The sequence below is a fragment of the Xanthomonas sp. WHRI 6108 genome (genome assembly GCF_040202385.2).
Taxonomy (GTDB): domain Bacteria; phylum Pseudomonadota; class Gammaproteobacteria; order Xanthomonadales; family Xanthomonadaceae; genus Xanthomonas; species Xanthomonas arboricola.
This window is the reverse complement of record NZ_CP168198.1, coordinates 2,684,642-2,710,202: the sequence shown is the minus strand read 5'-3', so window position 1 is coordinate 2,710,202 and position 25,561 is coordinate 2,684,642. Positions and strand designations below refer to the sequence as shown.

At 66.0% G+C, this 25,561-nt stretch carries 23 protein-coding genes and 1 pseudogene; 14 read left to right on the top strand and 10 right to left on the bottom strand.

Features of this window, described 5'->3' with window-relative positions; all coding sequences use genetic code 11:
* Window positions 1-46: 46 nt before the first annotated feature.
* The 6 genes from ABQ039_RS11390 (at window position 47) to ABQ039_RS11365 (ending at window position 7,459) form a co-directional block, all read left to right on the top strand.
* Complete coding sequence (locus ABQ039_RS11390; RefSeq protein ID WP_102254368.1) at window positions 47-1,249, top strand: HlyD family secretion protein; 1,203 nt, start codon at window positions 47-49, stop codon at window positions 1,247-1,249.
* Window positions 1,246-2,832 carry an MDR family MFS transporter gene (locus ABQ039_RS11385; protein ID WP_024940507.1) on the top strand — a complete coding sequence of 529 codons (1,587 nt, stop codon included), beginning with the start codon at window positions 1,246-1,248 and terminating at the stop codon, window positions 2,830-2,832. The genes ABQ039_RS11390 and ABQ039_RS11385 overlap by 4 nt, the downstream gene beginning before the upstream one ends.
* Before the next feature lie 4 nt (window positions 2,833-2,836).
* Window positions 2,837-4,327, top strand: coding sequence for an efflux transporter outer membrane subunit (locus ABQ039_RS11380; protein WP_039526823.1), 1,491 nt, complete (start codon window positions 2,837-2,839; stop codon window positions 4,325-4,327).
* 251 nt (window positions 4,328-4,578) lie between these two features.
* On the top strand, window positions 4,579-5,709 hold the full coding sequence (locus ABQ039_RS11375) for an ABC transporter ATP-binding protein (protein ID WP_184609328.1): 1,131 nt from the start codon (window positions 4,579-4,581) through the stop codon (window positions 5,707-5,709).
* Entirely contained in the window at window positions 5,706-6,614 is a 909-nt protein-coding gene (locus ABQ039_RS11370; protein WP_054592750.1) for an ABC transporter permease subunit, read from the top strand. The genes ABQ039_RS11375 and ABQ039_RS11370 overlap by 4 nt, the downstream gene beginning before the upstream one ends.
* On the top strand, window positions 6,611-7,459 hold the full coding sequence (locus tag ABQ039_RS11365) for an ABC transporter permease subunit (RefSeq protein ID WP_184609330.1): 849 nt from the start codon (window positions 6,611-6,613) through the stop codon (window positions 7,457-7,459). Before ABQ039_RS11370 ends, ABQ039_RS11365 begins: the two co-directional genes overlap by 4 nt.
* Before the next feature lie 156 nt (window positions 7,460-7,615).
* Here the strand turns inward: ABQ039_RS11365 and ABQ039_RS11360 are convergent, their stop codons facing one another.
* On the bottom strand, window positions 7,616-8,026 hold the full coding sequence (locus tag ABQ039_RS11360) for a hypothetical protein (RefSeq protein WP_102256702.1): 411 nt from the start codon (window positions 8,024-8,026) through the stop codon (window positions 7,616-7,618).
* A gap of 270 nt (window positions 8,027-8,296) precedes the next feature.
* Between ABQ039_RS11360 and ABQ039_RS11355 the strand changes: the two genes are divergently transcribed.
* Window positions 8,297-9,661 carry an NAD-dependent succinate-semialdehyde dehydrogenase gene (locus tag ABQ039_RS11355; protein ID WP_104607947.1) on the top strand — a complete coding sequence of 455 codons (1,365 nt, stop codon included), beginning with the start codon at window positions 8,297-8,299 and terminating at the stop codon, window positions 9,659-9,661.
* Between the two features lie 180 nt (window positions 9,662-9,841).
* Here the strand turns inward: ABQ039_RS11355 and ABQ039_RS11350 are convergent, their stop codons facing one another.
* The 8 genes and pseudogenes from ABQ039_RS11350 to ABQ039_RS11315 all read right to left on the bottom strand — a co-directional run bounded on the left by ABQ039_RS11350 (window position 9,842) and on the right by ABQ039_RS11315 (window position 18,180).
* On the bottom strand, window positions 9,842-10,843 hold the full coding sequence (locus ABQ039_RS11350; RefSeq protein ID WP_016901627.1) for a magnesium and cobalt transport protein CorA: 1,002 nt from the start codon (window positions 10,841-10,843) through the stop codon (window positions 9,842-9,844).
* 14 nt (window positions 10,844-10,857) lie between these two features.
* Window positions 10,858-12,129: a DUF4105 domain-containing protein gene (locus ABQ039_RS11345; protein ID WP_184378358.1), complete on the bottom strand. Its 1,272-nt coding sequence runs from the start codon at window positions 12,127-12,129 to the stop codon at window positions 10,858-10,860.
* Window positions 12,126-13,004 (bottom strand): HlyC/CorC family transporter, encoded by an 879-nt coding sequence (locus ABQ039_RS11340; protein ID WP_024939270.1) that lies wholly within the window; start codon window positions 13,002-13,004, stop codon window positions 12,126-12,128. The genes ABQ039_RS11345 and ABQ039_RS11340 overlap by 4 nt, the downstream gene beginning before the upstream one ends.
* A 98-nt stretch (window positions 13,005-13,102) precedes the next feature.
* Window positions 13,103-13,621: a hypothetical protein gene (locus ABQ039_RS11335; RefSeq protein WP_046343090.1), complete on the bottom strand. Its 519-nt coding sequence runs from the start codon at window positions 13,619-13,621 to the stop codon at window positions 13,103-13,105.
* Window positions 13,621-14,106, bottom strand: a complete 486-nt coding sequence (gene ybeY / locus ABQ039_RS11330) for an rRNA maturation RNase YbeY (protein WP_016901623.1) — start codon at window positions 14,104-14,106, stop codon at window positions 13,621-13,623. The genes ABQ039_RS11335 and ybeY overlap by 1 nt, the downstream gene beginning before the upstream one ends.
* Window positions 14,107-14,347: 241 nt before the next feature.
* Entirely contained in the window at window positions 14,348-15,337 is a 990-nt protein-coding gene (locus ABQ039_RS11325) for a PhoH family protein (protein ID WP_349777738.1), read from the bottom strand.
* A 761-nt stretch (window positions 15,338-16,098) separates the two neighbouring features.
* Entirely contained in the window at window positions 16,099-17,553 is a 1,455-nt protein-coding gene (miaB, locus tag ABQ039_RS11320) for a tRNA (N6-isopentenyl adenosine(37)-C2)-methylthiotransferase MiaB (RefSeq protein ID WP_349777739.1), read from the bottom strand.
* Window positions 17,554-17,591: 38 nt separating this feature from the next.
* Window positions 17,592-18,180 (bottom strand): annotated as a pseudogene (locus ABQ039_RS11315) (glutathione S-transferase family protein).
* Window positions 18,181-18,336: 156 nt separating this feature from the next.
* On the opposite strand from ABQ039_RS11315, the gene ABQ039_RS11310 reads away from it, so the two are divergent.
* The 7 genes from ABQ039_RS11310 to ABQ039_RS11280 all read left to right on the top strand — a co-directional run bounded on the left by ABQ039_RS11310 (window position 18,337) and on the right by ABQ039_RS11280 (window position 24,913).
* Entirely contained in the window at window positions 18,337-19,305 is a 969-nt protein-coding gene (locus ABQ039_RS11310; protein ID WP_184431328.1) for a YafY family protein, read from the top strand.
* Window positions 19,306-19,354: 49 nt separating this feature from the next.
* Window positions 19,355-20,341 (top strand): lytic transglycosylase domain-containing protein, encoded by a 987-nt coding sequence (locus ABQ039_RS11305; protein ID WP_184431326.1) that lies wholly within the window; start codon window positions 19,355-19,357, stop codon window positions 20,339-20,341.
* Between the two features lie 376 nt (window positions 20,342-20,717).
* Window positions 20,718-21,362: a ubiquinol-cytochrome c reductase iron-sulfur subunit gene (petA, locus tag ABQ039_RS11300; RefSeq protein ID WP_026064126.1), complete on the top strand. Its 645-nt coding sequence runs from the start codon at window positions 20,718-20,720 to the stop codon at window positions 21,360-21,362.
* On the top strand, window positions 21,362-22,621 hold the full coding sequence (locus tag ABQ039_RS11295) for a cytochrome bc complex cytochrome b subunit (protein ID WP_024939276.1): 1,260 nt from the start codon (window positions 21,362-21,364) through the stop codon (window positions 22,619-22,621). The genes petA and ABQ039_RS11295 overlap by 1 nt, the downstream gene beginning before the upstream one ends.
* On the top strand, window positions 22,614-23,372 hold the full coding sequence (locus ABQ039_RS11290) for a cytochrome c1 (protein ID WP_046343083.1): 759 nt from the start codon (window positions 22,614-22,616) through the stop codon (window positions 23,370-23,372). The genes ABQ039_RS11295 and ABQ039_RS11290 overlap by 8 nt, the downstream gene beginning before the upstream one ends.
* Before the next feature lie 386 nt (window positions 23,373-23,758).
* Window positions 23,759-24,394, top strand: a complete 636-nt coding sequence (locus ABQ039_RS11285) for a glutathione S-transferase N-terminal domain-containing protein (protein WP_024939278.1) — start codon at window positions 23,759-23,761, stop codon at window positions 24,392-24,394.
* A 78-nt stretch (window positions 24,395-24,472) separates the two neighbouring features.
* A complete protein-coding gene (locus tag ABQ039_RS11280) occupies window positions 24,473-24,913 on the top strand; it encodes a ClpXP protease specificity-enhancing factor (protein WP_104554192.1) in 441 nt (146 codons plus the stop codon).
* Window positions 24,914-25,120: 207 nt separating this feature from the next.
* Here ABQ039_RS11280 and ABQ039_RS11275 read toward each other — a convergent pair whose 3' ends face one another.
* Window positions 25,121-25,501, bottom strand: a complete 381-nt coding sequence (locus ABQ039_RS11275) for a DUF3301 domain-containing protein (protein ID WP_039516191.1) — start codon at window positions 25,499-25,501, stop codon at window positions 25,121-25,123.
* Between the last annotated feature and the right edge of the window lie 60 nt (window positions 25,502-25,561).

Below are 25,561 nucleotides of genomic sequence, written 5' to 3'. Positions count from 1 at the left end.
GGTACGTCGTCGCGCGCGCCTCGCCCACGACACAGGACGCCTCACCTTGAGCAACCACGACCAGCAGTCCAACGACGGCCAGCCTTCGGGCACGGATGCGCAAGGCACCGGCGCGCACAACGAGCAGGAGCCGCCCAAGCCCTCGCCGTTGAAGAACCCAAAGGTCAAATGGACGCTGATCGTGGTCGGGGTGCTGGTGGTGGTGCTGCTGGTGATCTGGCTGGCCTATTACCTGATCAAGGGCCGCTACATGCAGGACACCAACAATGCCTACCTGCAGGCCGACTCGGTCGCCGTGGCGCCGCGGGTCAGCGGCTACGTGACCAAGGTGATGGTGGGCGACAACCAGATCGTGGAAGCCGGCCAGCCGCTGCTGCAGATCGACGACCGCACCTACCAGGCGACCCTGCAGCAGGCCGAAGCCGCGATCGCCGCGCGCCAGGCCGATATCGCCGCAGCCACCGCCAATGTGTCCGGGCAGGAGTCGGCGCTGGTGCAGGCGCGTAGCCAGGTCACCTCGGCAGCGGCAAGCCTGACCTTCGCCCAAGCCGAAGTGAAGCGCTTCGCCCCGTTGGCCGCCTCCGGCGCCGACACCCACGAGCACCAGGAAAGCCTGCAGCACGAGCTGCAACGTGCACGCGCCCAGTACCAGGCCGCGCAGGCGCAGGCCAAGGGCGCGCAGAGCCAGATCCTGGCCAGCAACGCGCAGCTGGAGCAGGCCCAGGCCGGCCTCAAGCAGGCCAGCGCCGATGCAGACCAGGCCCGCGTGGCGGTGGAAGACACCTTGCTGACCAGCCGCATCCACGGCCGCGTCGGCGACAAGACCGTGCAGGTCGGCCAGTTCCTCGGGGCCGGCACCCGCACCATGACCATCGTGCCGCAGGAATCGCTGTACCTGATCGCCAATTTCAAGGAAACCCAGGTCGGCCTGATGCGTCCCGGCCAGCCGGCCGAGATCGAGGTCGATGCCTTGTCGGGCGTCAAGCTGCACGGCAAGGTCGAGAGCCTGTCGCCGGGTACCGGCTCGCAGTTCGCGCTGCTGCCGCCGGAAAATGCCACCGGCAACTTCACCAAGGTGGTGCAGCGCGTGCCGGTGCGCATCCGCGTGCTGGCCGGCGACGAGGCGCGCAAGGTGCTGGTGCCGGGCATGTCGGTCGAGGTCACCGTGGACACGCGCTCGGCCAAGGACGCCAAGCAACGGGCCGAGGAGGAATCCGATCGCGTGCAGGCGCAGGAGCGCGCGCGATGAATGCAACGGCAGCCACCGGCCCGCGTGCCGGCGGCAGCGCGCAACGCGAGAAGGCCGAGCCGGGCGCCTGGCTGGCGGTGCTGGCCGGCACCATCGGCTCGTTCATGGCGACGCTGGACATCTCCATCGTCAACGCGGCGCTGCCCACCATCCAGGGCGAGGTCGGCGCCAGCGGCACCGAAGGCACCTGGATCTCCACCGCGTACCTGGTTGCCGAGATCATCATGATCCCGCTGACCGGCTGGTTCGTGCGCACGCTGGGCCTGCGCAACTTCCTGCTGATCTGCGCACTGATGTTCACCGCGTTTTCGGTGGTGTGCGGGCTGTCGACCTCGTTGACGATGATGATCATCGGCCGTGTGGGGCAGGGCCTGGCCGGTGGTGCGCTCATTCCGACCGCGCTGACCATCGTTGCGACGCGGCTGCCGCCCAGCCAGCAAACGATGGGCACCGCGCTGTTCGGCATGACCGTGATCATGGGCCCGGTGATCGGCCCGCTGCTCGGCGGCTGGCTCACCGAGAACGTCAGCTGGCACTACGCCTTCTTCATCAACGTGCCGATCTGCGTCGGCCTGGTGGCCTTGCTGCTGCTTGGCCTCAAGCATGAAAAAGGCGACTGGGCCGGCCTGCTCAATGCCGACTGGCTGGGCATCTACGGCCTGACCGCCGGCCTGGGCGGGCTCACCGTGGTGCTGGAAGAGGGCCAGCGCGAGCGCTGGTTCGAATCCAGCGAGATCAATGCGCTGAGCGTGATCGCGCTCAGCGGATTCGCTGCACTGGTCGTGGGCCAGTTCCGCAAGCGGCCGCCGGTGATCCACCTGTCGCTGCTGCTGCATCGCAGTTTCGGCGCGGTGTTCGTCATGATCATGGCGGTGGGCATGATCCTGTTCGGCGTCATGTACATGATTCCGCAGTTTCTGGCGGTGATCTCCGGCTACAACACCGAGCAGGCTGGCTACGTGCTGCTGCTGTCAGGCCTGCCGACCGTGCTGCTGATGCCGATGATGCCCAAGCTGCTGGAGGTGGTGGACGTGCGCATCCTGGTGATCGCCGGGCTGATCTGCTTTGCCGCGGCCTGCTTCGCCAATCTGTCGCTGACCGCCGACACCGTGGGCATGCATTTTGTCGCCGGCCAGTTGTTGCAGGGCTGCGGCCTGGCGCTGGCGATGATGTCGTTGAACCAGGCGGCCATTTCATCTGTGCCGCCCGAACTGGCCGGCGATGCGTCCGGCCTGTTCAACGCCGGCCGCAACCTGGGCGGCTCGGTGGGGCTTGCGCTGATCTCCACCTTCCAGGAGCGCCGCATGACCTTCCATACCGAAACCATCGGCAGCGCGATCACCGCCAATTCCTCGCGCGCGCAGGACTTTCTTTCCGGGCTGACTGCGCAGATGCAGGGCAGCGCCGGCGGCGAGGCGGCCATTCGCTCGGTCGCGCAGCTGGCGCGCCTGGTGCAGCAGCAGGCCCTGGTGATGACCTATAGCGATCTGTTCTGGATCTTCGGCGTGATCGTGGTCTGCACGATTCCGCTGGCCTTTTTGCTCAAGCCGTTACCCAAGGGGGCGCACCTTGCAATGCACTGATTCCATGCGCCTGATCCGCATGCCCCTGGCTGCGGCGTTGAGCGTGGTCCTGCTCGGCGGTTGCATGCTTGGCCCCAACTACACCAAGCCCCCGGCAGTGGCCGACACGGCGGTGCAGGCGCCGGCCCTGCATCGCGCCGCTGGCGCCGACGTGGTCGCTGCCGCGCCATTGAATCATTGGTGGGAGCAGCTGCAGGACCCGACCCTCACCCAGCTGGTCACCCAGGCCCTGGCCGACAGCCCCAACCTGCGTGCGGCGCAGGCGCGGCTGCGCGCCAACCGCGCACTGGCCAGCCAGCGCCGTGCCGAGCGCCTGCCCAAGCTCAACGCCAGCGCGGTGTATGCGTATGCCGAGCCGCCGCAGACCATCGTCGATACCTTGGGCGGCCTGCAGAATGGCCAGAACGGCCAGCCACCGGCACAGGGTAGCGAGGCGCTGGACCTGGAAAAGACCCAGATCTACAGCGCCGGTTTCGACGCCAGCTGGGAACTGGATTTCTTCGGCCGCCGCCGTCGCGCCGCCGAAGGCGCGCTGGCACAGGCGCAGGCCTCGGAAGCCGAGCTGGCCGATGCGCAGGTGCAGCTGGCAGCCGAAGTGGGGCAGGTGTACCTGAACTACCGCGGCTTGCAGGCGCGGCTGGCGATCGCCGATGCGAACCTGGACAAGATCGGGCAGACCCTGCGCCTGACACAGCAGCGCCGCGAGCGCGGCGCGGCCTCGGACCTGCAGGTCGAACAGATCGCCACGCAAGTGCAGCAGCAACAGGCGCAGCGCCTGCCGCTGGAAATGCAGTCGCAGGAAGCGCTGGATCAACTGGCGCTGATGGTGGGGCGCGAGCCCGGCGCGCTGGACGCGCAGTTGAGCGCGCCGCAGCCATTGCCGATGCTGCCCACGCAGGTGCGCGTGGACGATGCCGGCGCCCTGATCCGTCGCCGCCCCGATGTGCGCAAGGCCGAGCGCGAACTGGCTGCCTCCAGCGCGCAGATCGGCGAGGCGTTGAACGGGTATTTTCCGCAGGTGAGCCTGCTGGGCGGCCTGAGCTGGGTCGCCGGCTCGCCCAGCGATTTCAATTCCGATGCCTTGACCACGCTGGCGGTGCCGATGCTGCGCTGGTCGATCTTCGACTTCGGCCGCACCAAGGCACAGGTGGAGCAGGCGCGTGCCGGCAACGCCGGGCGCGAGGCGGCGTACGAGGGCGCGGTGCTGGCTGCGTTGCAGGATGCCAATTCGGCATTGGCGCGCTTCGGCTCGGCGCGCAAGCAGCTGGTGGTGGCGCGGCAGGCCGAAGCCTCGGCCACGCGTTCGGCCGGCTTGATGCAGCAACGGCGCGATGCCGGTGCCACCTCGTCGATCGATCTGCTCGACGTGCAGCGCCAGCAGCTGTCCGCGCAGGACGCCGCCGCGCAGGCACAGGTGCAGTTGCTGGTGAACTACGTCGCGCTGCAGAAGAGCCTGGGTCTGGGCTGGAGCGCGCCGGTGCCGGAGCCACGCTGATCGATAGCCGTCGCGGCGGGCGTCGGCGCTCCGGTCGCGGTAGGGTGTCGCTCTGCCATCGCAGACACCGTGTTGCTGCAGCGCCCGCGCCGGCAGGCGGTCACCCGATGTAGCAGGTCGTTGTCGGCTCGCTGCAGACGAAACGCTTGGGCGCAAACGGACGAGTGCCGATGTCGCACCAAGCACTGGCGGCGCCGGCGTTCTGAGGTGCACAGTCGGTGCCGGGCCACGCTTCGCAATCGAGAGGATCCATGGCAGTTACCGAGGCCGCAGCGCCGCCGCTTTCCCCTGGCGACAACGCCTATCTGAGCATCAACGAGGTCCGCAAGGAATTCGATGGCGTCGTCGCGGTCGATGATGTCAGCCTGCAGATCCGCAAGGGCGAGATCTTCGCGCTGCTGGGCGGCTCGGGCAGCGGCAAGTCCAGCCTGCTGCGCTGCCTGGCCGGCTTCGAGCGGCCGACCAAAGGCCGCATCGTGCTCGATGGCCAGCCAATCGACGGGTTGCCGCCGTACGAGCGTCCGATCAACATGATGTTCCAGTCGTATGCGCTGTTCCCGCACATGAGCGTGGAGCAGAACATCGCCTTTGGGCTGAAGCAGGAAGCCCTGTCCAAGCCGGCGATCGCGGCGCGCGTGGGCGAGATGCTGGAGCTGGTGCAGCTTGGCAACCTGGCCAGGCGCAAGCCGCATCAATTGTCCGGCGGGCAGCAGCAACGCGTGGCGTTGGCGCGCTCGCTGGCCAAGCGGCCCAAGCTGCTGCTGCTGGACGAACCGATGGGCGCGCTGGACAAGAAGCTGCGCGCGCAGATGCAGCTGGAGCTGGTCAACATCATCGAGACCTCCGGCGTCACCTGCGTCATGGTCACCCATGATCAGGAAGAAGCCATGAGCATGGCCACCCGCATCGCGTTGATGGACCAGGGCTGGATCCAGCAGGTCGGCACCCCGGACGAAATCTACGAACAACCGGCCAACCGTTTCGCTGCCGACTTCATCGGCTCGGTCAATCTGATCGACGCGGTGATCGTCGAGGACAAACCCGACTACGTCGGCCTGAAGGCGCCGGCCTTCGACGCCAATATCCGGATCGGCCACGGCATCACCGGTTTCGAAGGACAGGCGGTGGCGTTCGCGCTGCGCCCGGAAAAACTCGTCATCGGCAAGGACGAACCGGCCCAGGCCTGCAACAAGGCGCAGGGCGTGATCGAGGACATCGCCTATTTCGGCAGCCATTCGGTCTATCACGTGCGCCTGCCTGGCGGTTTCAAGCTGATGGCCAACTTCGCCAACCGTCAGCGTTGGGCCAGCGAAGCGCTGACCTGGGGCGACACCGTCTGGCTGAGCTGGGGCGAGGACGACGGCGTGGTACTCACCGCATGAGGCGCCTGATCCGCGCATTGCCGGGCGCGCGCTGGGGTGTGATCGCCGCACCGTATCTGTGGCTGCTGGTGTTCTTTGCGATCCCGTTCCTGATCGTGCTGAAGATCTCCTTCGCCGAGCGCGCCACCGCGATGCCGCCGTACACGCCGCTGTTCGCCGTTGCGGCCGATGGGGCGGTGAGCCTCAAGCTGCATCTGGGCAATTATCTGGTCATGCTGCGCGACAGCCAGTACGTGGCGGCGTATGCGAGTTCGATCAGGATCGCCGCGCTGTCGACCGTGTTTGCGCTGTTGATCGGCTACCCGATGGCCTATGTCAGTGCGCGTCTGCCGCTGGCCACGCGCAATGTGGCGATGATGCTGGTGGTGCTGCCGTCATGGACCTCGTTCCTGATCCGCGTCTACGCCTGGATCGGCATCCTCGACGGCAACGGCCTGCTCAATCAGGCGCTGCTGGCGCTGGGAGTGATCCGCCAGCCCTTGCAGTTGCTGTACACGCCGCTGGCCGCCTACATCGGCATCGTGTATTGCTATCTGCCGTTCATGGTGTTGCCGTTGTACGCCAATCTGGTCAAGCACGACCAGCGATTGCTCGAAGCCGCCTACGATCTGGGCGCGCGGCCGTGGCAGGCCTTCGTGCGCATCACCTTGCCGCTGTCGCGCAACGGCATCGTGGCCGGCTGCATGCTGGTGATGATCCCGGCGGTGGGCGAATTCGTGATTCCGGAAATGCTGGGCGGGCCGGACACCTTGATGATCGGCCGCGTGCTGTGGGGCGAGTTCTTCAATAATCGCGACTGGCCGGTGGCCGCGGCGGTGGCTACGGTGATGTTGCTGCTGTTGCTGGTGCCGATCGTGCTGTTCCACCGTTATCAGCAGCGCGAGCTGGAAGGGCGGCTGACATGATGCGCGCCTCTCCCGGCACGCGCTTGCTGGGCGCTGGCGTGCTCGCGCTGGGCTTCGGCTTTCTGTATCTGCCGATCCTGTTGCTGATGGTCTACTCGTTCAACGCCTCGCGTCTGGCGATGGTGTGGGGCGGCTTTTCCACGCGTTGGTACGGCGAATTGCTGCGCGATCGCCAGTTGCTGGAAGCGGCCTGGGTCAGCCTGCAAGTCGCGTTCTGGACCGCCTGTGCATCGACGTTGCTGGGGACGATGGCGGCGCTGGCGATGGTGCGCATGCGGCGTTTTCCCGGCAAGACCCTGTTCGGTGCATTGATCACCGCACCGCTGGTGATGCCGGAAGTGATCATCGGCCTGTCGATCCTGTTGTTGCTGGTTTCGATGGGCGGTGTACTCGGGATCGCACCGCGTGGCGCGGTGGCGATCTGGGCGGCGCATGTCACCTTCACCGTCTCGTTCGTCACGGTGGTGATTTCCTCGCGCCTGCAGGAACTGGATCGCTCGCTGGAAGAGGCGGCGATGGATCTGGGCGCGACACCGCTGAAGGTGTTCTTCCTGATCACCTTGCCGATCATCGCTCCGGCATTGGTATCGGGCTGGCTGCTCGCATTCACGCTGTCGCTGGACGACGTGGTGATCGCCAGCTTTCTGGCCGGGCCCAGTTCGACCACCTTGCCGATCAAGGTGTTTGCGTCGGTGCGGCTGGGCATCAGCCCCAAGATCAACGCGTTGGCCACGCTGATGGTGCTGGCGGTGTCGATCGCCGCAGTGATCGGCTGGTGGCTGCTGGCGCGCAGCGAAAGACGCCGCCAGCGCGATGCGCAACTGGCGCTGCAAGCTGCTTCCTGAGCAGGCACCAACATGGGTGTGGCGAATGCATCGCCACCAGCGGCGGCCAGACGGCTGCGAACGCCGACGCCACCGACATCCACGATGGCTGCACGCCGATTGCGGACGCCTGATGCGGCCACCGGACGCCGGGCACGGCAGTTGGTTGGGCCGCTGTTACCTGGCCGGAGGCGTGTACCCGCTGTCCCAGGGCTGCGGCTTGGTTAGGTAGCACTGATACTCGGCGCTGATGTCGTAGCCCTGTTGCTCGACCTTGGGTTGTTCGTCGGCGCGATCCTTGTCCTTGTTCTTTCCGTCGTCCTTGGATTTCTGCTTGCTCGGATAGATCGTGACCATGTTCGGCGACGAGTGCGCAGTAACGAATTGGCGGATGGCAGTGTCCGAGCAGGCCCGCAGTGCCTGTTCCTCGCAGGGTTGGCTGGGATTGGGCAGCGTGTTGGTGCAGCTCACGGTGACAAATCCGTTCGGACCCGGACGCGGGCCGTGCAGCATGTCCTGCAGGACGGCGCATCCCGGCAGGCAGGCGCCGATGCCAAGTACAACTAGAACAATCAGATCCCGGCGCATCGTGGTGGTCTTCCGTGAATGGATGAAGCTGCCAAGTGCCGAATGCTAGAGCTTTTTTGTGCGGTGGGACGGTCGGGACAGGGCAGGGCCGCTTTCATCAGCCTGGCTGGGTGCGTTGTTCCGGTTGCCAGTGATCCGCGAGCGGTGCGATGGAGGTGCGGCATTGCGTCGCGGCGTGGGTAAACACAGCGTTGCAGCGATTTGCCGCGGTTGTGACGCGGCTGCAACTTGCCGGCGACTAGCATGGCGGGCCTGTAACAGGAGACCGTCATGTCCTACGACACCGTCAACCCGGCCACTGGCCAGGTCGAACACACCCAGCACACCCTGGACGCCGCCGCCATCGAGGCGCGTCTGGCTGCTTCCGCCAAGGCATTTCCGCAGTGGGCGGCGCTGCCGCTGGCCGAGCGCGGCGCGCTGCTGCGCCGGGTCGGCGAAGAGCTGACCCGGCGGCGCGACGACCTGCAGCGCATCATGACCGCGGAGATGGGCAAGCTGCGCCACGAGGCGCTGGCCGAGGTGGACAAGTGCGCGCAGGGCTGCGCCTATTACGCCGAACATGCAGCCGACTACCTGGCACCGCGCGATATCCCGACCGAGGCGCAGTCCAGCTATGTGCGCTACGAGCCGCTGGGCTGCGTGTTTGCGGTGATGCCATGGAATTTTCCGCTGTGGCAGGCGTTCCGTTTCCTCGCCCCGGGTCTGATGGCCGGCAATGTGGCGCTGCTCAAGCACGCCAGCAATGTGCCGCGCTGCGCCGATGCGATGAAGGAGGTGCTGGATGCCGCCGGTATTCCGCCCGGCGTGTTCGATGTGCTGCATATCGACAACGACCAGGCTGCAGACGTGTTGCGTGACGATCGCATTGCCGCAGTGACGCTGACCGGCAGCGAGCGCGCCGGACGTTCGCTGGCTGCAAATGCGGGCGATCAGTTGAAGAAGTGCGTGATGGAACTCGGCGGCAGCGATGCGTTCGTGGTGCTGGAGGACGCCGACCTGGAGCACACCGTCGCCTCCGCCGTGCAGTCGCGGTTCGATAACAGCGGGCAGACCTGCATCGCCGCCAAGCGCTTCATCGTGGTGGACGCCATCGCCGATCGCTTCATCGAACGCTTCGTTGCCGCTGCCTCCCAGCGCGTGCTCGGCGACCCGCAGCAGGAGGGCACCACGCTGGCGCCCATGGCCCGCGCGGATCTGCGCGACGAGCTGCACAAGCAGGTGCAACACAGCGTGGAAAAGGGTGCCAAGGTGCTGCTGGGCGGCGAACCGGTACCCGGTTCGCATGCAGGCTATCCGGCCACCATCCTCGATCATGTCGCCCCGGGCATGCCGGCCTACGAGGAGGAGTTTTTCGGCCCGGTCGCGTCGGTCATTCGCGTGCGGGATGAAGCCGAGGCGGTACGTGTGGCCAACGACACCAGCTTCGGCCTCGGCGGCAGCGTGTGGACCTCCGATGCCAAGCGCGGCGAGCGCGTGGCGCAGCAATTGCAGTGCGGTGCGGCGTTCGTCAATTCGGTGGTCAAGAGCGACGTGCGGCTACCGTTCGGCGGCATCAAGCGCTCGGGCTTCGGCCGCGAGCTGGCCGAGCACGGCATCCACGAGTTCATGAACATCAAGACGATCTATGTGGCTTGAGTGCGGGGATTGGGGATTCGGGATTGGGGATTCATAAAATCAGGCAGCCTTCCTTCTCCCCCCCTCGGGAGAAGGTACCCGAAGGGCGGATGAGGGTGCGTGCAGCACGCGCGCCACAGTCACACGTCCTGCTCCAACCAATCCCCAATCCCCACTCCCAAATCCCAGCCGCAAAGCGGCCTAAAGCCACCGCGCTCGCTTGAACAGGCGATACAGCACCAGGCACGAGGCGACCACGCCGGCTACCAGCAGCGGATAGGCATAAGGTTTGTCCAGCTCAGGCATGTGGGTGAAGTTCATGCCGTACCAGCTGGTGATCAGGGTCGGGGCGGCCAGCAGGGCGGCCCAGGCGCCCAGGCGTTTGACGGTTTCGCCCTGGGCCAGGGTCACCATCGACAAGTTGACGCTCAGCGCGGTGCCCAACATTTCGCGCAAGGTATCGATGGCGTCGTTGATGCGCACGGCATGGTCGAGCACGTCGCGCAGGTAGATGCCGACCTCGTCGTGGATCAGCGAGCCGGGGTTGCGCTTGAGGTGCGAGAGCACGTCCTGCAATGGCGCCACGACCAGCCGCATCTTGTTGAGTTCGCGCTTGAGCTCGTACAGGCGCACCACGGTTTCACGCTTGTAGTTGTCGGCGAAGATGTCCTTTTCCAGGCCTTCCAGCGTGTCGCGGAACTCGTCCATGATCGGAAGGTAGTTGTCGACCACGAAGTCGAGCACGCCATACAGGCAGAACGAGGCGCCCATGCGCAGCATCGCCGGTTCGCGTTCGACCCGGTGCCGCACCGGCGTGTACGACAGCGATGCGCCATGGCGCACCGTCAACAGAAAGCGCGCGCCCAGAAACGCGTGCGTCTCGCCGTAGCGGATGCGCTCGTTGACCAGTTGTGCGGTGTTGACCACCACGAACAAGGAATTGCCGTAGCTCTCGGCCTTGGGACGTTGGTGCGCCTTGAGCGCATCCTCGATGGCCAGATCGTGCAGGCCGAACTCATCCTGCAGCTTGTGCAGCACCGACTCCTGCGGCTCGTACAGGCCGACCCAGACAAAGCCATCCGGGCGCTGCAGCACGTCGCTGATCTGCTCCAGGCTGATGTCGTGGCGCTCGCCCTGGCCGTCGTAATAGGCGCAGGTGATGACGCAGGAGGGGTTGTCCGGATGGCGGCCGTGGTGGTTCATGGGCGCATCCTGGATCAGCGCGTGCGGACGGACAAGTCACGCCGCCGCAACGCGATGGCGAGCGCGGCATGGATCGGCAACAGCAGCAGCACCCACTGCAGGTTGTCCTGCGCCTGGAACGACAGCCAGTGGATCAGCAGTGCCAGCAGTGCCGCGGCAGCCACCACCCAGCGCAGCACATCGAACCAGCGCCCGGGCCGGCGCCCGCGCAGCACGGCGATGCCGCCGATCAACAGCAGCACGCACAGCGGGTTGACCAGCAACAGGTTGCGATTGGCCCAGGCCGACTGATGCGCGGTGAAGCCCCACAGATACACCAGCAAGCCGCCGCCGATCGCGCACAGCAGCCAGTACGGCAGGGCCAGGGCGGCCAGCACGCGTTGCCGGCGACCGAGTGCCAGCACGCCGGCAGCGACGATCAGCCCGGTCAGCAGCCATGGCCACCAGTGGCGCTGCTGTTCCGCCGGCTCCGGTGCGATGCGATGCGGCAGCAGGACCTGGGTGGACTGCACCAACGGGCGGCCGGCGCTGTTGTGCACCTGGGTCAGGCTGTCGGCCAGGCGCATCGGCACGAAGGCTTCTTCCCAGCGCGACAGCGGGCGGTCCGCATACGGCCCCAGGCCCAGGTCGAAGCCCAGCCACATCCACGGGGCAGGGGAGGCCAGGCGCACCGCTTCGCTGCGGAAGGTGTTGCCGCGCGAGCGCCCGGCCAGTTGCGATTTCAACGCGCCACCCATGGCGCGGTCCAGCGTGTCGCGGACCATGGTGGCGCAGTTGGCCACGAAGTAATCGTAGTGGTAGCGCGCGTTCTCGGGCTGGCTGCGGATGGCCAGCCCGTCAGCCAGCGCGCGCGCCTGGTCCGGTGGCAGGTCCAGCCACTGGATGCTGACGCCGCGGCCGACCGCGCGGTACTGCTGCAGGTCTTCTTCCAGCGGCAACGCGACCAGGTAATACATCATCTCGCCGCGCGCAAAGCGGGGGACGAAATCCGGCTCGCCGGGGTCGAAGAAGCCGAAGTTATACGAGGTGGCCTGCCCGGTGACGGGATCGACCACCACGATGGCATCGTGGCCGAAGCGCTCGAAGAACACCTCGCCCGGCTGCATGGTCACCACACCGACCCGCGGTGCCGGCACATTGGGCTGAGCGAGCGCCTGCCCGGTGGCCTGGGCCATGGCGGCAGGTGCCACCAACCACGCCAGCAACAGCAGCAGACACGCTGCCGCGCAGCGCCGGATGCTGCCGCGGGCTGGCGCTGCAGCAGTGACGCGGTACCAACGGTTCAAGCGTCGTCCTGCGGGTCTGGCGGCAGAATGGTCACGTGGAAGGCGTGCACGCGCCGCGCATCGGCCTTGGCCACACGGAAGGCAAAGCGCCCCAGCGTCAGCTCTTCGCCGGTTTCCGGCAGGTGGCCGATCGCATCGGTGACCAGGCCGCCGACGGTGTCGTACTCGTCATCGGGGAAGTCGGCACCAAAGCGCTCGTTGAAGTCTTCGATCGGCGTCAGCGCATCGACCACATAGCGGCCGTCGGCCTGGATCGCGATCAGCGAATTCTCGTCTTCGGCATCGTCGTGCTCGTCGTCGATCTGGCCGACGATCTGCTCCAACACGTCTTCGATGGTGACCAGCCCGGCGACGCCGCCGTACTCGTCCACCACGATCGCCATGTGGTTGCGCGACAGCCGGAATTCCTTGAGCAGCACGTTGAGCTTCTTGGACTCGGGGATCAGCACCGCCGGGCGCAGCAGTTCGCGCACGTTGCCGGGGCCGTTGTCGGCAACCACGCCGCGCAACAAGTCCTTGGCCAGCAGGATGCCGAGCACTTCGTCCTTGTTCTCGCCGTGCACCGGGAAGCGCGAATGGCCGGATTCCACCACCTGCTTCATCAGGTCGATGAAGCGCGCCTCCACCGGCAGCGAGACCATCTGCGAGCGCGAGATCATCACGTCGCCCACGGTGAGCTCGGACACGGAGATTGCGCCTTCCATCATGCGCAAGGTGTCTGCAGCGATGAGACCGTCCTGTTCGGCGGTCCGCAGCAGCGCGACCAGTTCGTCGCGGGTATGGGGTTCGCCAGAGAAGGCAGCGCTCAGGCGCTCGAGCCAGCTACGGCGTTTTTCGGGTGTTTCTTGGGATTGGCTACTGTCGTCTTCGGACATCGTGACGTGGGACGGCACCCGGCAAACCAGGCGATAGCCGTCAGTCTAACAGGAAGCCGCTAAGGCGCTGTGGACGGGGCCGGGGTGGGCGCTGCGCGTCAGGGCAGGTCCAGGCTGTAGCCGCAGCCGACCACGGTCTTGCCCGGATGCGACTTCACGTTGGAGACGCTGAGCACGATCGATTCGATCATCGCCTCGCCGGTCTTGGGGTTGGTGGTGTCTTCGCTGACCAGCTCGCGGCCATACATGACCTTGTCGGCGTTATCCACGCCCAGTTCCAGGTTCAGTTGTTTGGCTAGCGGGCGGGGGTCGGGCAGGTCCAGCAGCGCCATGACGCTGGCCCCGGAGAACGCAATGTGGGTAGTGCTGTGGCCGAACACGCTGATCGGCGTGTTGAGCGTGTACTCGGTCATGAACAGGTTGGCCTGGTCCAGCGGCGTCCAGCCCAGCGCGACCGCCTTGAGCGGGTCGGCCAGCACCGGTGCCAGCGCGTTGAAGTCGCCGATGCGCTGGCGGCATTCGATCAGGGCCGGCAGGTCGGGGCGTGCCGGCGCGGCCTGCGCCCAGGCGCTGGAGCAGGCCAGCAACAGCAACGCGGTGGCGAGGCAGCCCCGCATCAGCGCTCTCCCGCGTACGGGTCGTCGATGCCGAGATCGGCCAGGATCTCGCGTTCGAGTTGCTCCATCGCATCGGCTTCCTTGTCGTCTTCGTGGTCCCAGCCGAGCAGATGCAGCGTGCCGTGCACGGTCAGATGGGCGTAATGCGCGGCCAGCGACTTGCCTTGTTCGGCCGCCTCGCGCGCCACCACCGGCGCGCAGATCACCAGATCGCCGAGCAGCGGCATCTTGACGCCCTTGGGCAGGCCTTCGGGTAAATCGGCCGGGAAGCTCAGCACATTGGTGGCGTAATCCTTGCCCCGGTAATGATGGTTGAGCGAGCAGCCTTCCTTCTCGTCGACAATCCGCACCGCCAGGTCGGCCTCGCGGATGCGTCCCTTCAGCGCAGCGGCCACCCACTTGCGAAAACTCACCGCCGACGGCAGACCGGCGCGCGGCAGCGCATAACTGACAGCGACGTCGAGGCGGACAGGTCCACGGGTCATGGCGAGAGTTTCCTGGGCAGAGGGTCAGCGCGTGCAGGTGATCAGCAGTAGCAACGCAGGCCCGTTGGCCACGCGGTAGCTCGAACTGCCGATCGGGCCCCGCCCGCAGCCGCGATTGTAATCCCGCACCCGCAAGCTTGAAACGAATCCTGGCTGGTCATGCAGCCAGACCGCACGCGATCGGGATGCCCGGCGACGGCGACGACTGCGTCTGTCAGCACCAGGCTGACAGGGCGCGAACTCACTCAGGCTGTTGCTTGGCGGCAGCGTCCTGCTGATCGCGCTTTTCATAGGCCGTGACGATGCGCTGCACCAGCGGGTGGCGCACCACGTCGCGTGCTTCGAAGAAGGTGAAGCTGGCGCCGTCCACCTCGCGCAGCACCTCGATCGCGTCGCGCAGGCCGGACTTGACGTGCTTGGGCAGGTCGATCTGGGTCAGGTCGCCGGTGACCACCGCGGTGGAGCCAAAGCCCAGCCGGGTCAGGAACATCTTCATCTGCTCGATGGTGGTGTTCTGCGCCTCGTCCAGGATCACGTAGGCATCGTTGAGCGTGCGGCCGCGCATATAGGCCAGCGGCGCGATCTCGATGACGTTCTTTTCCAGCAGCTTGACCACTTTTTCCACGCCCAGCATTTCGTAGAGCGCGTCGTAGAGCGGGCGCAGGTACGGGTCCACCTTCTGGCTGAGATCGCCGGGCAGGAAGCCCAGCTTCTCGCCGGCTTCCACCGCCGGGCGCACCAGGATCAGGCGCTGTACGCGTGACTCGTTCAGCGCCTCGACCGCGCTGGCCACCGCCAGGAAGGTCTTGCCGGTGCCGGCCGGGCCAATGCCGAAATTGATGTCGTGCGTGGCGATCGCATGCAGGTACTTGGCCTGGTTGGCGCCACGGCCACGCACGGTGCCGCGTTTGACCTTGATCGCCACGTCCTGGGCCACGTAGGAACGATCGACCACCTGCTCGACATTGGCATCGTTCAGGCGCAGGTGGATGGCGTGGTTGTCGAAGGTGCTGGAGGCGGCTTCCTCGTACAGGGCGGTCAGCAGCGTCTGTGCGGCGGTGATCGCCGGCTCCGGGCCGGTGACGCGGAAGATGTTGCCGCGGTTGGCGATCTCCACGCCGAGCTTGAGTTCGATCTGGCGCAGGTGCGCGTCGAACGGGCCGGCCAGGTTGGCCAGGCGCTCGGTGTCGTCGGGTTCCAGTGTGAAGTCGCGATGTGCAGGTGAATTCATGGTCGGATCGGACCGCGCACGCATGCGCTGGTCGGTTGGGCGGCAGACGAGGGTAGCGCGCAGCGCGTGATCCCACCAACACGCCCGGCTGCCGCAAGCGCATGTTCATGGCCGGTCCCCGATGGTGTGCACGGGTTTTCCACAATCGCTGTGGAGTCACGCATCACTAACCTGTGGATAAAAATGGTGGCGCCTACTCGCACAAGGTCCGGCAGGGACATGGTGAAAAAATCACCACTGCGATGGCGGTTGTCCACAAGCGGTGTGGATCGAATTCGGCAAAGCCTGTGGGTAAGTGCTCGCACGCCTTATGCCGCAAGGTGTTGCAGACAAGTGGTGAAATTTTGATCACTTGCCTTGCGTGCCGTGTGACCAGGGACGTCGGTGTCGTTGCTGTGCGCGATCACGACCATGCCTGGCGTATGCGAGCAATGCGCGCCGTTGTTGACCTAGACCGACCACGGCTTAGTAGCGCGCAGATGCTGGAGCGCCGATCGGCGAATGCAGTGCGGCAAACACGCAGCTGCGTGCTTGCCGAAGATCGAGGTGCGAGGCACGACGCGCGTGACCTCAACGCAATTGCCAGCGTGTTACACGCACGCAGCTACGCAAAGCAACGCAACGCAACAACGATGGCAGGCACACGCAGCATCGCGTGCCCGGCCGCTGGATACGAGACTAGTGACCAACCAACGTGCACCTTCCAGTCAGCAAGACGCGATGCATGCCGTGGCGCCACGCGCCCCGGCACCTATGCGGTATCAGCTTTCGCTGTCGTCCACCTGGATAAGACCACGCAGCGAATTGCTCATCGCCTCGGTGATCAGGACATCGACGAACTGCCCGACCAGGCGCGGATTGCCGGGGAAATTCACCGGACGCATGTTCTCGCTCTTGCCGGTCAATTCGTTCGGATCGCGCCGCGACGGGCCTTCCACCAGCACCCGTTGCACGCTGCCGACCATGGACTGCGAAATGCGCGTGGCGTGCGCGTTGATCTGCGCCTGCAAACGTGCGAGCCGTGCCTGTTTGACGGCTTCCGGGGTGTCGTCCTGCAGGTCCGAGGCCGGCGTGCCGGGACGCCGCGAATACACGAACGAGAAACTCTGGTCGAAGCCCACGTCCTCGATCAGCTTCATGGTCTTTTCGAAATCCGCTTCGGTCTCGCCGGGAAAACCGACGATGAAGTCCGAGCTGATCGAGATATCCGGACGCACCGCGCGCAGCTTGCGGATCTTGGACTTGAATTCCAGCGCGGTGTAGCCACGCTTCATCGCCGACAGGATGCGGTCGCTGCCGGCCTGCACCGGCAGATGCAGATAATTGGCCAGCTGCGGCACATCGCGGTACGCATCCACCAGCGAGTCGGAAAATTCCAGCGGGTGCGAAGTGGTGAAACGGATACGGCCGATGCCCTCGATCTGCGCGATGGTGCGGATCAACAGGCCCAGATCGGCGTATTGCGCCGCGTCGCCGGCATCGGCGCCGTACGCACCGCGATACGCATTGACGTTCTGGCCGAGCAGATTGATCTCGCGCACGCCTTGCGCGGCCAGCTGCGCCACCTCCACCAGCACGTCCTCGAACGGCCGGCTGACTTCTTCGCCACGGGTGTAGGGCACCACGCAGAACGAGCAGTACTTGGAGCAGCCTTCCATGATCGACACGAACGCCGACGGACCCTCGGCGCGCGGCTCAGGCAGGCAATCGAACTTCTCGATTTCCGGAAAGCTGATGTCCACCTGCGACTTGCCCGATTCGCGCCGCGCGCGGATCAGCTCCGGCAGGCGATGCAGGGTCTGCGGGCCGAACACCAGATCCACGTAGGGCGCGCGCTTGACGATGGCCTCGCCTTCCTGCGAGGCCACGCAGCCGCCCACGCCGATGATCACCGGCTTGCCGCCGGCCTTCAGCGCCTTCCAGCGGCCCAGCTGGCTGAACACCTTTTCCTGCGCCTTCTCGCGGATGGAGCAGGTGTTGACCAGCACCACGTCGGCGTCTTCGGGGTTGTCGGTCAGCTCCAGGCCTTCGGAGGCGGCGAGCACGTCGGCCATCTTGGCCGAGTCGTACTCGTTCATCTGGCACCCGTGGGTCTTGATGTAGAGCTTGCCGCGCACCACGGCAGGCGCCGACGGGCGGGCCACCGGCAGCGGCAACAGGGCGGGTGCGTCCACGGCGGTGGCCGCGGACAGGTCGGAAACGGATGTCCCGGGCATGGCGCTTATTCCAGGCGGGTAGAAGATAGCCGCACAGTTTACCCGCTTGCGCCGGGCCCGTCCGATTGGTCAGGCCTTGGCGTTGATGGCCTCGGCACGCGCGAACGCCGGCCGGTCGGCCATGCGGGCGATGTAGGCGCGGGTGCTGGCAGGCGGGTCGATCAGGCCGAAATCGACCATCCAGCCCAGCGCGCCGCCCCACAGCACATCGGCCGCGCTGCAACGCTGGCCCAGGAGATAGTCGCCCTTGGCCAGCTGCGCATCGATCACCTGCAGCACCGTGGCGCAGTCGGCGTAGGGCGAGATCGAGCGCGGCGGCGCATCGCGCTTCATCGCGCGGTCGATGATCGCCGGCTCGAAGGCCGAGCCGTAGAAGGCCAGCCAGCGCAGGTAGGCGCCACGATCGGCATCGCCCGGCGCCGGCGACAGCCCGGCTTCCGGATACAGCTCGGCCAGATACTGGTAGATCGCGCCCTGTTCGGTGACCACGCTGTCGCCGTGCCGGATCGCCGGAATCTTGCCCATCGGGTTGATCGCCAGGTACGCGGGCGCGAGTTGCTCGCCCTTTTCCAGATTGACGATCTGCAGGTCGTAACTGGCGCCGAGCTCTTCCAGCAGCACCAGCACGCCGCGCGAACGCGAACGGGGATTGTGGAACAGGGTGATGTGGCGCTGGTGGGACATTGCGGTTTCCTTGGTGGATGCGGAAGGCGTAAAGAACGAGGTGCCAGGCAATCCTACGCAGCTATTGCGGACAGTTTCCGTCCGCAATACGGTAATGCGATGGCCTCGACCGCTGCCCGCTTGTTGCGTCTGCTTGCGCTGCTGCAGGGCGGCCGCAGTTGGTCGGGCGTGGCGCTGGCCGAGCGGCTGGAGCTGCATCCGCGCAGCGTGCGGCGCGCGATCGAGCGCCTGCGCGAGCTGGGTTACCCGGTGCATGCCGTGCCCGGCGCCGGTGGCGGTTACCGGCTGGGGCAGGGTGCGGCCGCTCTGCCGCTGTTGTTCGAAGAAGACGAGGCGCTGACGGTGGCGATCGCGCTGCGCGCAGCGGCTCCGGCGATACGCGGCATGGATGCGGCGGCGGCGCGGGTGCTGCGCAAGCTCGATCCGCTGTTGCCGCGGCGCAGCGGCCAGCGTGCCAGTGCGGCGCACGCGGCCACCGCCAGCCTGCCGGTCACCGGGGAGGCGGGTGCCCTGGTGGATGCGGCGCTGCTGGCGCAACTGGCCAGCGCCTGCCGCGACCGGGTCACGCTGCGGCTGGACTATCGCCGCCACTCCGGTTTACCGATCACGCGCTGTGTCGAGCCGGCCTTATTGGTGAATTACGGGCGGCGCTGGTATCTGCTGGCCTGGGACTGCGAGCGCCAGGACTGGCGCACCTTGCGCGCCGACCGCATCGACCTGGCCGAGACGACCGGCGCGCAATTCGCCGCTCGCGCACTGCCGGAAGAACCACTGCAACTCCTGCGCAAGGCGATCGGCGAGTCGCCGTTCCCGTGCCGGGCCCGGGTACGCCTGCACGGCGCGCTGGAGGCACTCGCCGCGCGCATCCCGCCCTGGCTGGGCGCGCTGGAAGCCGACGGGCCGGCGCATTGCTGGCTGGGCCTGGGCGCGCCGAGCATGCCAGCGCTGGCGGCCAACCTGCTACTGCTCGATCTGCCGTTCGATGCGATCTGCCCGGACGCCGTGCGCGTGCCGCTGGCCGAGGCGCTGAACGCGTTGCGGACGCGGCTGGAGCCGTTGCCCGGATAACTGCGGCGGCCACTTGGCAAGCCCGGGCCAAGCTGGGACACTCCGCCGCATGAAGGGGATGTCAAGATTGCTGGGGCTGTTACTCGTCACGTTGCCGGCAGCGCCGGTCTGCGCTGGCACCTTGTACAAGTGTGTCAGCGGCGACGGAATCACCAGCTACCTGAGCAAGCGCCAGAGCGGGGCGACCTGCAGCGTCATCAGCAGCTACACCCCGGAGCGATCCGCGCGCCGCGCGCCGCCGTCCATGGCTCGCCCGGCGCAGGGTTTGGTCGCTGGCCCTGCGCGCGCCAGCACCTCGATCGACAGCGGCGCGCCAGCCACCATCATCAGTCAGCCGGTGGGCCAGGCGCCACGCCGCGCTGCCGAAGTCGCCTCGGCGGTGATGCCGCGCGCGCTGCCGGTGGCGGAGACCTCGGTCGTGCAGGCACCCGCCGCCGCGGTCAATCCGCGCCGGGTGGTCAGCGGGCAGGTCTATTCGTATATGAAGGACGGCGTGCGTCACTACACCAGTGCGCGCCCGCGTCAGGTCGCCAGCATCGAAGGCCTGCGCACCATCCATTACAGCTTCATCGAAACCTGTTACGCCTGCGCGGCCAAGCCCGGCGTCAATTTCGGTGCGATCCGGCTCAACACCAATGCCTATCAGCAGGAAATCACCGCAGCCGCGCGCGAGTTCGGGGTCGAGGAAGCGATCGTGCGCGCGATCATCCATGCCGAGTCGGCCTACAACCCGCTGGCACTGAGCCGGGCCGGCGCGCAGGGGCTGATGCAGTTGATGCCCGGCACCGCGCGCCGCTTCGGCGTCAGCGATGCCTATGATGCAACGCAAAATATTCGCGGTGGCGTGCAATATCTTTCGTGGTTGCTGAAGCGCTTCAACGGCGATCTCACGCTCGCCGCTGCCGGCTACAACGCAGGCGAGGGCGCGGTGGATCGCTATGGCGGCGTGCCGCCTTACAGCGAGACCCAGCGCTACGTCCAACGCGTCGGCGTGCTGGCCGGACGCTATCGTGGGCAGACCACGGCGGCCAACTGAGCCGTGTGCCTTGCATGCATCTGCGCGCGCTGCGGCCTGCTTTGACAGTCGCGCGCCGAAACGGACGTCATGCGGCCACCAGGCCGCGCAGGCCGCCGTTGCACCGGCGCGATAGTGCAGCCAACGCGCAGCATGCCTGCAACTGGCGCGGTCTTTTTTGTCAGCACTGGGTCACAGCTGTCCGCCTTATGCAGGGCTGGCGCGTGATGCGGTCGACGCGTGCCTGCATCCAGTGTTTGCACTGCGCCGGTTCGACTGCGTACATTGCGTTGTCTGTGCATTAAGCGTTCCGCTACACTGCGGTCGATTCATCGCGGCTGGACCCCCCGCCAGCCGTTGGCAGCCTCACGCTACCTAATCAAGATCGGAGAGCCGGATGGCCAACGATGGGGTTAACGCACCTGCTGATATCGGGCGTCGTCGGTTCTTGACCGCGACAACGGCCGTGGTCGGTGCGGTCGGAGCAGGATTTGTCGCAGTTCCGTTCGTGAAGTCGTGGAATCCCAGCGCACGCGCCAAGTTGGCCGGTGCCCCGGTGACCGCCGACATCAGCGCCTTGCAGGAAGGGCAACGGCTGGTTCTGGAATGGCGCGGTCAGCCCATCTGGATCGTCAAGCGCTCCAAGGCGATGCTCGACGCACTGCCATCGCTGGATGACCGGCTCAAGGATCCCAAGTCGGAGAACAAGGACCAGCAGCCGGACTACGTGCTGAAGAACCCCGAGTACCGCTCGATCAAGTCCGACATCTCGGTGCTGGTCGGGCTGTGCACGCATCTGGGCTGCTCGCCGGAAATGGTCGCCGAGATCCGCCCCGAGCCCTACGACCCGCAGTGGAAGGGCGGCTACTTCTGCCCCTGCCACAAGTCGCGCTTCGACATGTCCGGCCGCGTCTTCGACGGCGTGCCGGCACCGATCAATCTGCTGGTGCCCCCACACCACTATGTGGACGACAACACCCTGGTGATCGGCGTCGATCCCGACGGTGCCGGTACGTCGGCCAACAGCACGGGGGCTGCCTGATGAGCAATATCCTGGTCCGTACCGCCAACGGTGTGTTCGATTGGGTCAACGAACGCGCGCCCGGGCTGATGCCCATGTACCGCAAGCACGTCAGCGAATACTACGCGCCGAAGAACTTCAACCTCTGGTACTACTTCGGCTCGCTGGCCATCGTGGTGCTGGTCAACCAGATCGTCACCGGCATCTTCCTGACGATGCACTACAAGACCAGCGCGGCCGATGCGTTCGCCTCGATCGAATACATCATGCGCGACGTGGAGTGGGGCTGGCTGATCCGCTACATGCACAGCACCGGCGCCTCGCTGTTCTTCATCGTGGTGTATCTGCACATGTTCCGCGGGCTGATGTACGGCAGCTACCAGAAGCCGCGCGAGCTGGTGTGGATTCTCGGCATGCTGATCTACCTGGTGCTGATGGCCGAAGCCTTCATGGGCTACGTGCTGCCGTGGGGGCAGATGTCGTTCTGGGGCGCGAAGGTGATCATCTCGCTGTTCGGCGCCATCCCGGTGATCGGCAACGGGCTGACCGAATGGATCATGGGCGATTATCTGCCTGGCGATGCCACGCTCAACCGGTTCTTCGCGCTGCACGTGATCGCACTGCCACTGGTGCTGTTGCTGCTGATCGTGCTGCACATCGGCGCGTTGCACGAGGTGGGCTCCAACAATCCCGACGGCGTGGAGATCAAGAAGGGGCCCAAGGGCAACCGCTGGGACGCGCACAAGCCGGCCGACGGCATCCCGTTCCATCCGTATTACACGGTCAAGGATCTGGTCGGGGTCGGCTTCTTGCTGCTGATCGCGGCCTTCATCATCTTCTTCGCACCGGCGTTCGGCGGTTTGTTCCTGGAGCACGACAACTTCACCGAGGCCAATCGCCTGGTGACCCCGGAGCACATCAAGCCGGTCTGGTACTACACGCCGTATTACGCGATGTTGCGGGTTGTGCCCAACAAGCTCGGCGGCGTGCTGGTGATGTTCTCGGCGATCGCGATCCTGTTCCTGGTGCCATGGCTGGATCGGGCCAAGGTGCGCTCGATCCGCTACCGCGGCTGGATCTCCAAGGTCGCGCTCGGCGTGCTGGTGGTGTGCTTCGTGTGGCTGGGCGTGATCGGCTCCGGTCCTGGCACCGACGCACACGAAACCTACGTCGGGCGCGTGCTGACCTTCCTGTACTTTGCCTTCTTCATCACCATGCCGGTGTGGACGCGGCTGGACAAGACCAAGCCGGTGCCGGAGCGGGTGACCACCCATGACTAATTCCAACGTGAGGTCATGGATGTCGCGCGTGGTCGCCCTGTTGTGCGGGCTGACCCTGGCCGCAGGGGCGCTGGCAGCCGAAGGCGGAAAGGTGCAGCAGGCCGGCAACGACCTGAGCGACCGAGCCTCACTGCAGCGTGGCGCGCAGTTGTTCATGAACTACTGCTCCGGCTGCCACTCGCTGAAGTACCTGCGCTATTCGCGCATGGCCAGCGATCTGGGACTGAGCGAGGAAGAGGTCATGACCAACCTCAACTTCACCGGCGCCAAGATCGGCGAACACATCGAAGGCACCATGCCGCACGATGCGGCCACCAAGTGGTTCGGCAAGGCGCCGCCGGATCTGACCTTGATCGCGCGCGTGCGTGGCACCGACTGGGTCTATACCTACCTCAAGTCGTTCTACCTGGATCAGACCCGCCCACTGGGCTGGAACAACCAGCTGTTTCCGAATGCCTCCATGCCCAACCCGCTGTGGGAGCTGCAGGGCCTGCAGCAGGCGCAGTTCGGCCCGCCCGACAAGGCGACCGGCGACAAGCCGGTGCAGGCGCTCAAACTCGGTCAGCCAGGGCGACAGACGCCGGTCGAGTTTGATCAAACCGTGCGCGATATCGCCAACTTCCTCGAATACGCCGGCGAACCGGCGGCCTTGAAGCGGCAGAGCATGGGCGTGTGGGTGATCCTGTTCCTGGCCTTGCTCACCTTCATGGCCTACCTGCTGAAGAAGGAATACTGGAAGGACGTGCACTGACCGGTCTGCAGGCCGGTCATCGGCTACAGAGCGCATCGGCCATGCATGCGCAAGTCATGCAACGGCTGCAGCAAACCGACCGCTGAGCCCCTCTCCCCGCGGGAGAGGGGTGCGGTGAGGGTCGGCAAGCAATCACTGCGTCGGTTGACGACGCATCACCTCTGCCGCATCCGATGTCGTGCACCGGCAGTCGCCCCGTTGCGACACGCGCACGTGACCGGAAGCTGCATCTCGGCGCAATAAGCGGCCTGTCCGGGCATTAATCGGCCCTATCACTCTTGGCTTTTGCGTGACGTGATTGCACACTCGAAGGACCGTGGTGACGGTCGGCGTTGGGCCGGCCGCGCCGATGCGGCCGGCGGATTCCGGTCGTCGGAGAGCCTTGAATGGCGACGAGTGTGCGTATGCGGAATACCTTGACTTTGTTTTCGTCCAACGACGACGTGTTGTGCCACCGGGTCCGTCTGGTCCTGGCGGCGAAAGGGGTGACCTACGACCTGGTGCCGGTCGACCCGCAAAATCCCCCGGAAGATCTGATCGATCTCAATCCCTACCATTCGGTCCCGACCCTGGTCGAACGCGACCTGGTGCTGTACGCGGCATCGGTGGTCAGCGAATACCTGGACGAGCGCTACCCGCATCCGCCGTTGATGCCGGTCGATCCGCTATCGCGCGCACGTCTGCGTCTGGCGATGCTGCGGATCGAGCACGACTGGGTGCCGCAGGTGCAGGCCATCCAGCTCGGCAACAAGACCCAGGCCGAGGCCGGCCGCAAGCGCCTGAAGGAACTGCTCACCGCGTCGGTGCCGCTGTTCAAGGCCAGCAAGTTCTTCCTCAATCCGGAAATGAGTCTGGCCGATTGCGCGATGGCGCCGATCATCTGGCGACTGGACGCGTTGGAGATCGGCCTGCCCAAGGACGGCAAGGCGATCGAAGACTACGGCAACCGGATCTTCCGCAATCCCGGCTTCATCCGCAGCCTGACCGATCAGGAAAAGAAACTGCGCGACCTGCCGGGCTGATGCGACGGCTGTATGCCAACAGACCGACGCCCCATCGCGCAGCCGCCGCTGCGGGCCGTGTGCGGGTAAAATGACGTCATGAGCGAAGATTTCCCCCGCATGACCAGCCATCGCCCGTACCTGCTGCGGGCCTTGGTCGAATGGATCAACGACAACGGCATGACCCCGCACGTGCTGGTGGACGCCGGGCTGCCCGGCGTGCAGGTGCCTGCCAGTGCCGTCAAGGACGGCCGCGTGGTGCTGAACATCGCCGAGCGCGCCGTGGTCGGGCTGCAGGTCGACAACGAAAGCGTGCAGTTCACCGCGCGCTTTGGCGGCGTCAGTTATCCGGTGATGGTGCCGATGGCCGCGGTCCTGGCGGTGTATGCACGCGAGACCGGGCAGGGCATGGCCTTGCCGGACGATATCCCCGGCACCAGTACCGAGCCACCGGATCCGGGTACACCGCCGCCAAGCGCACCCACGCCGGACGAGCCGCCGAGCGCGGGCAAGCGTCCGCATCTGCGCGTGGTCAAGTAAGCACATGCACGGACGCGCATCGCGCGTCCGTGCGTTGTTGCGCGATGTACGCGTGTGGCTTGCATCGCACGTGCATCTTTCCACCAGAAGACGCCGTTGCATGTGTGCATCGGCGTTGCGGATAAGCGGCAGCGACACGGATCTTCGGTCGTACGGCGCTGCATGCAGGCCAGGTGCCTGCAGACGCATAGATCGACCCAATCGCGGTCAGTTCAGGCGCTGATGGTCCGGGCTCAACGGCGTCACCGTGGCCACCTGCGGTCCGGTGAAGGCGATCAATTGGTCGCCGCGCAGCACTAGGCGGCCACTATGACGGTCGATGCCATCGTAGGAATACTCGAACCGGAACGTCCGCTCGAAGCCCAGCCAGCCATTGGGCTTGCGGCAGATGCGGATGTTGGTGGAATGCACGCTCTGATCCAGCCATTGCACATCGGCGGCGCGGCAGGCATTGCGGCCGAGGATATCGGCACGTTCGGCCGCCGCGCGCGAGGAGTTCCAGAACGCGTACAGCGCGGCGCCGGCAATCATGAAGAGGATAAGGCTGGGCATGGCGTCAATGTGCCATGGCCTGCGCCCGATCGACAATCGTCACGCCGGGCCGCAGCGTTGCGTTGACGGCTGGTGGCTGGCGACCTGATGCACCGG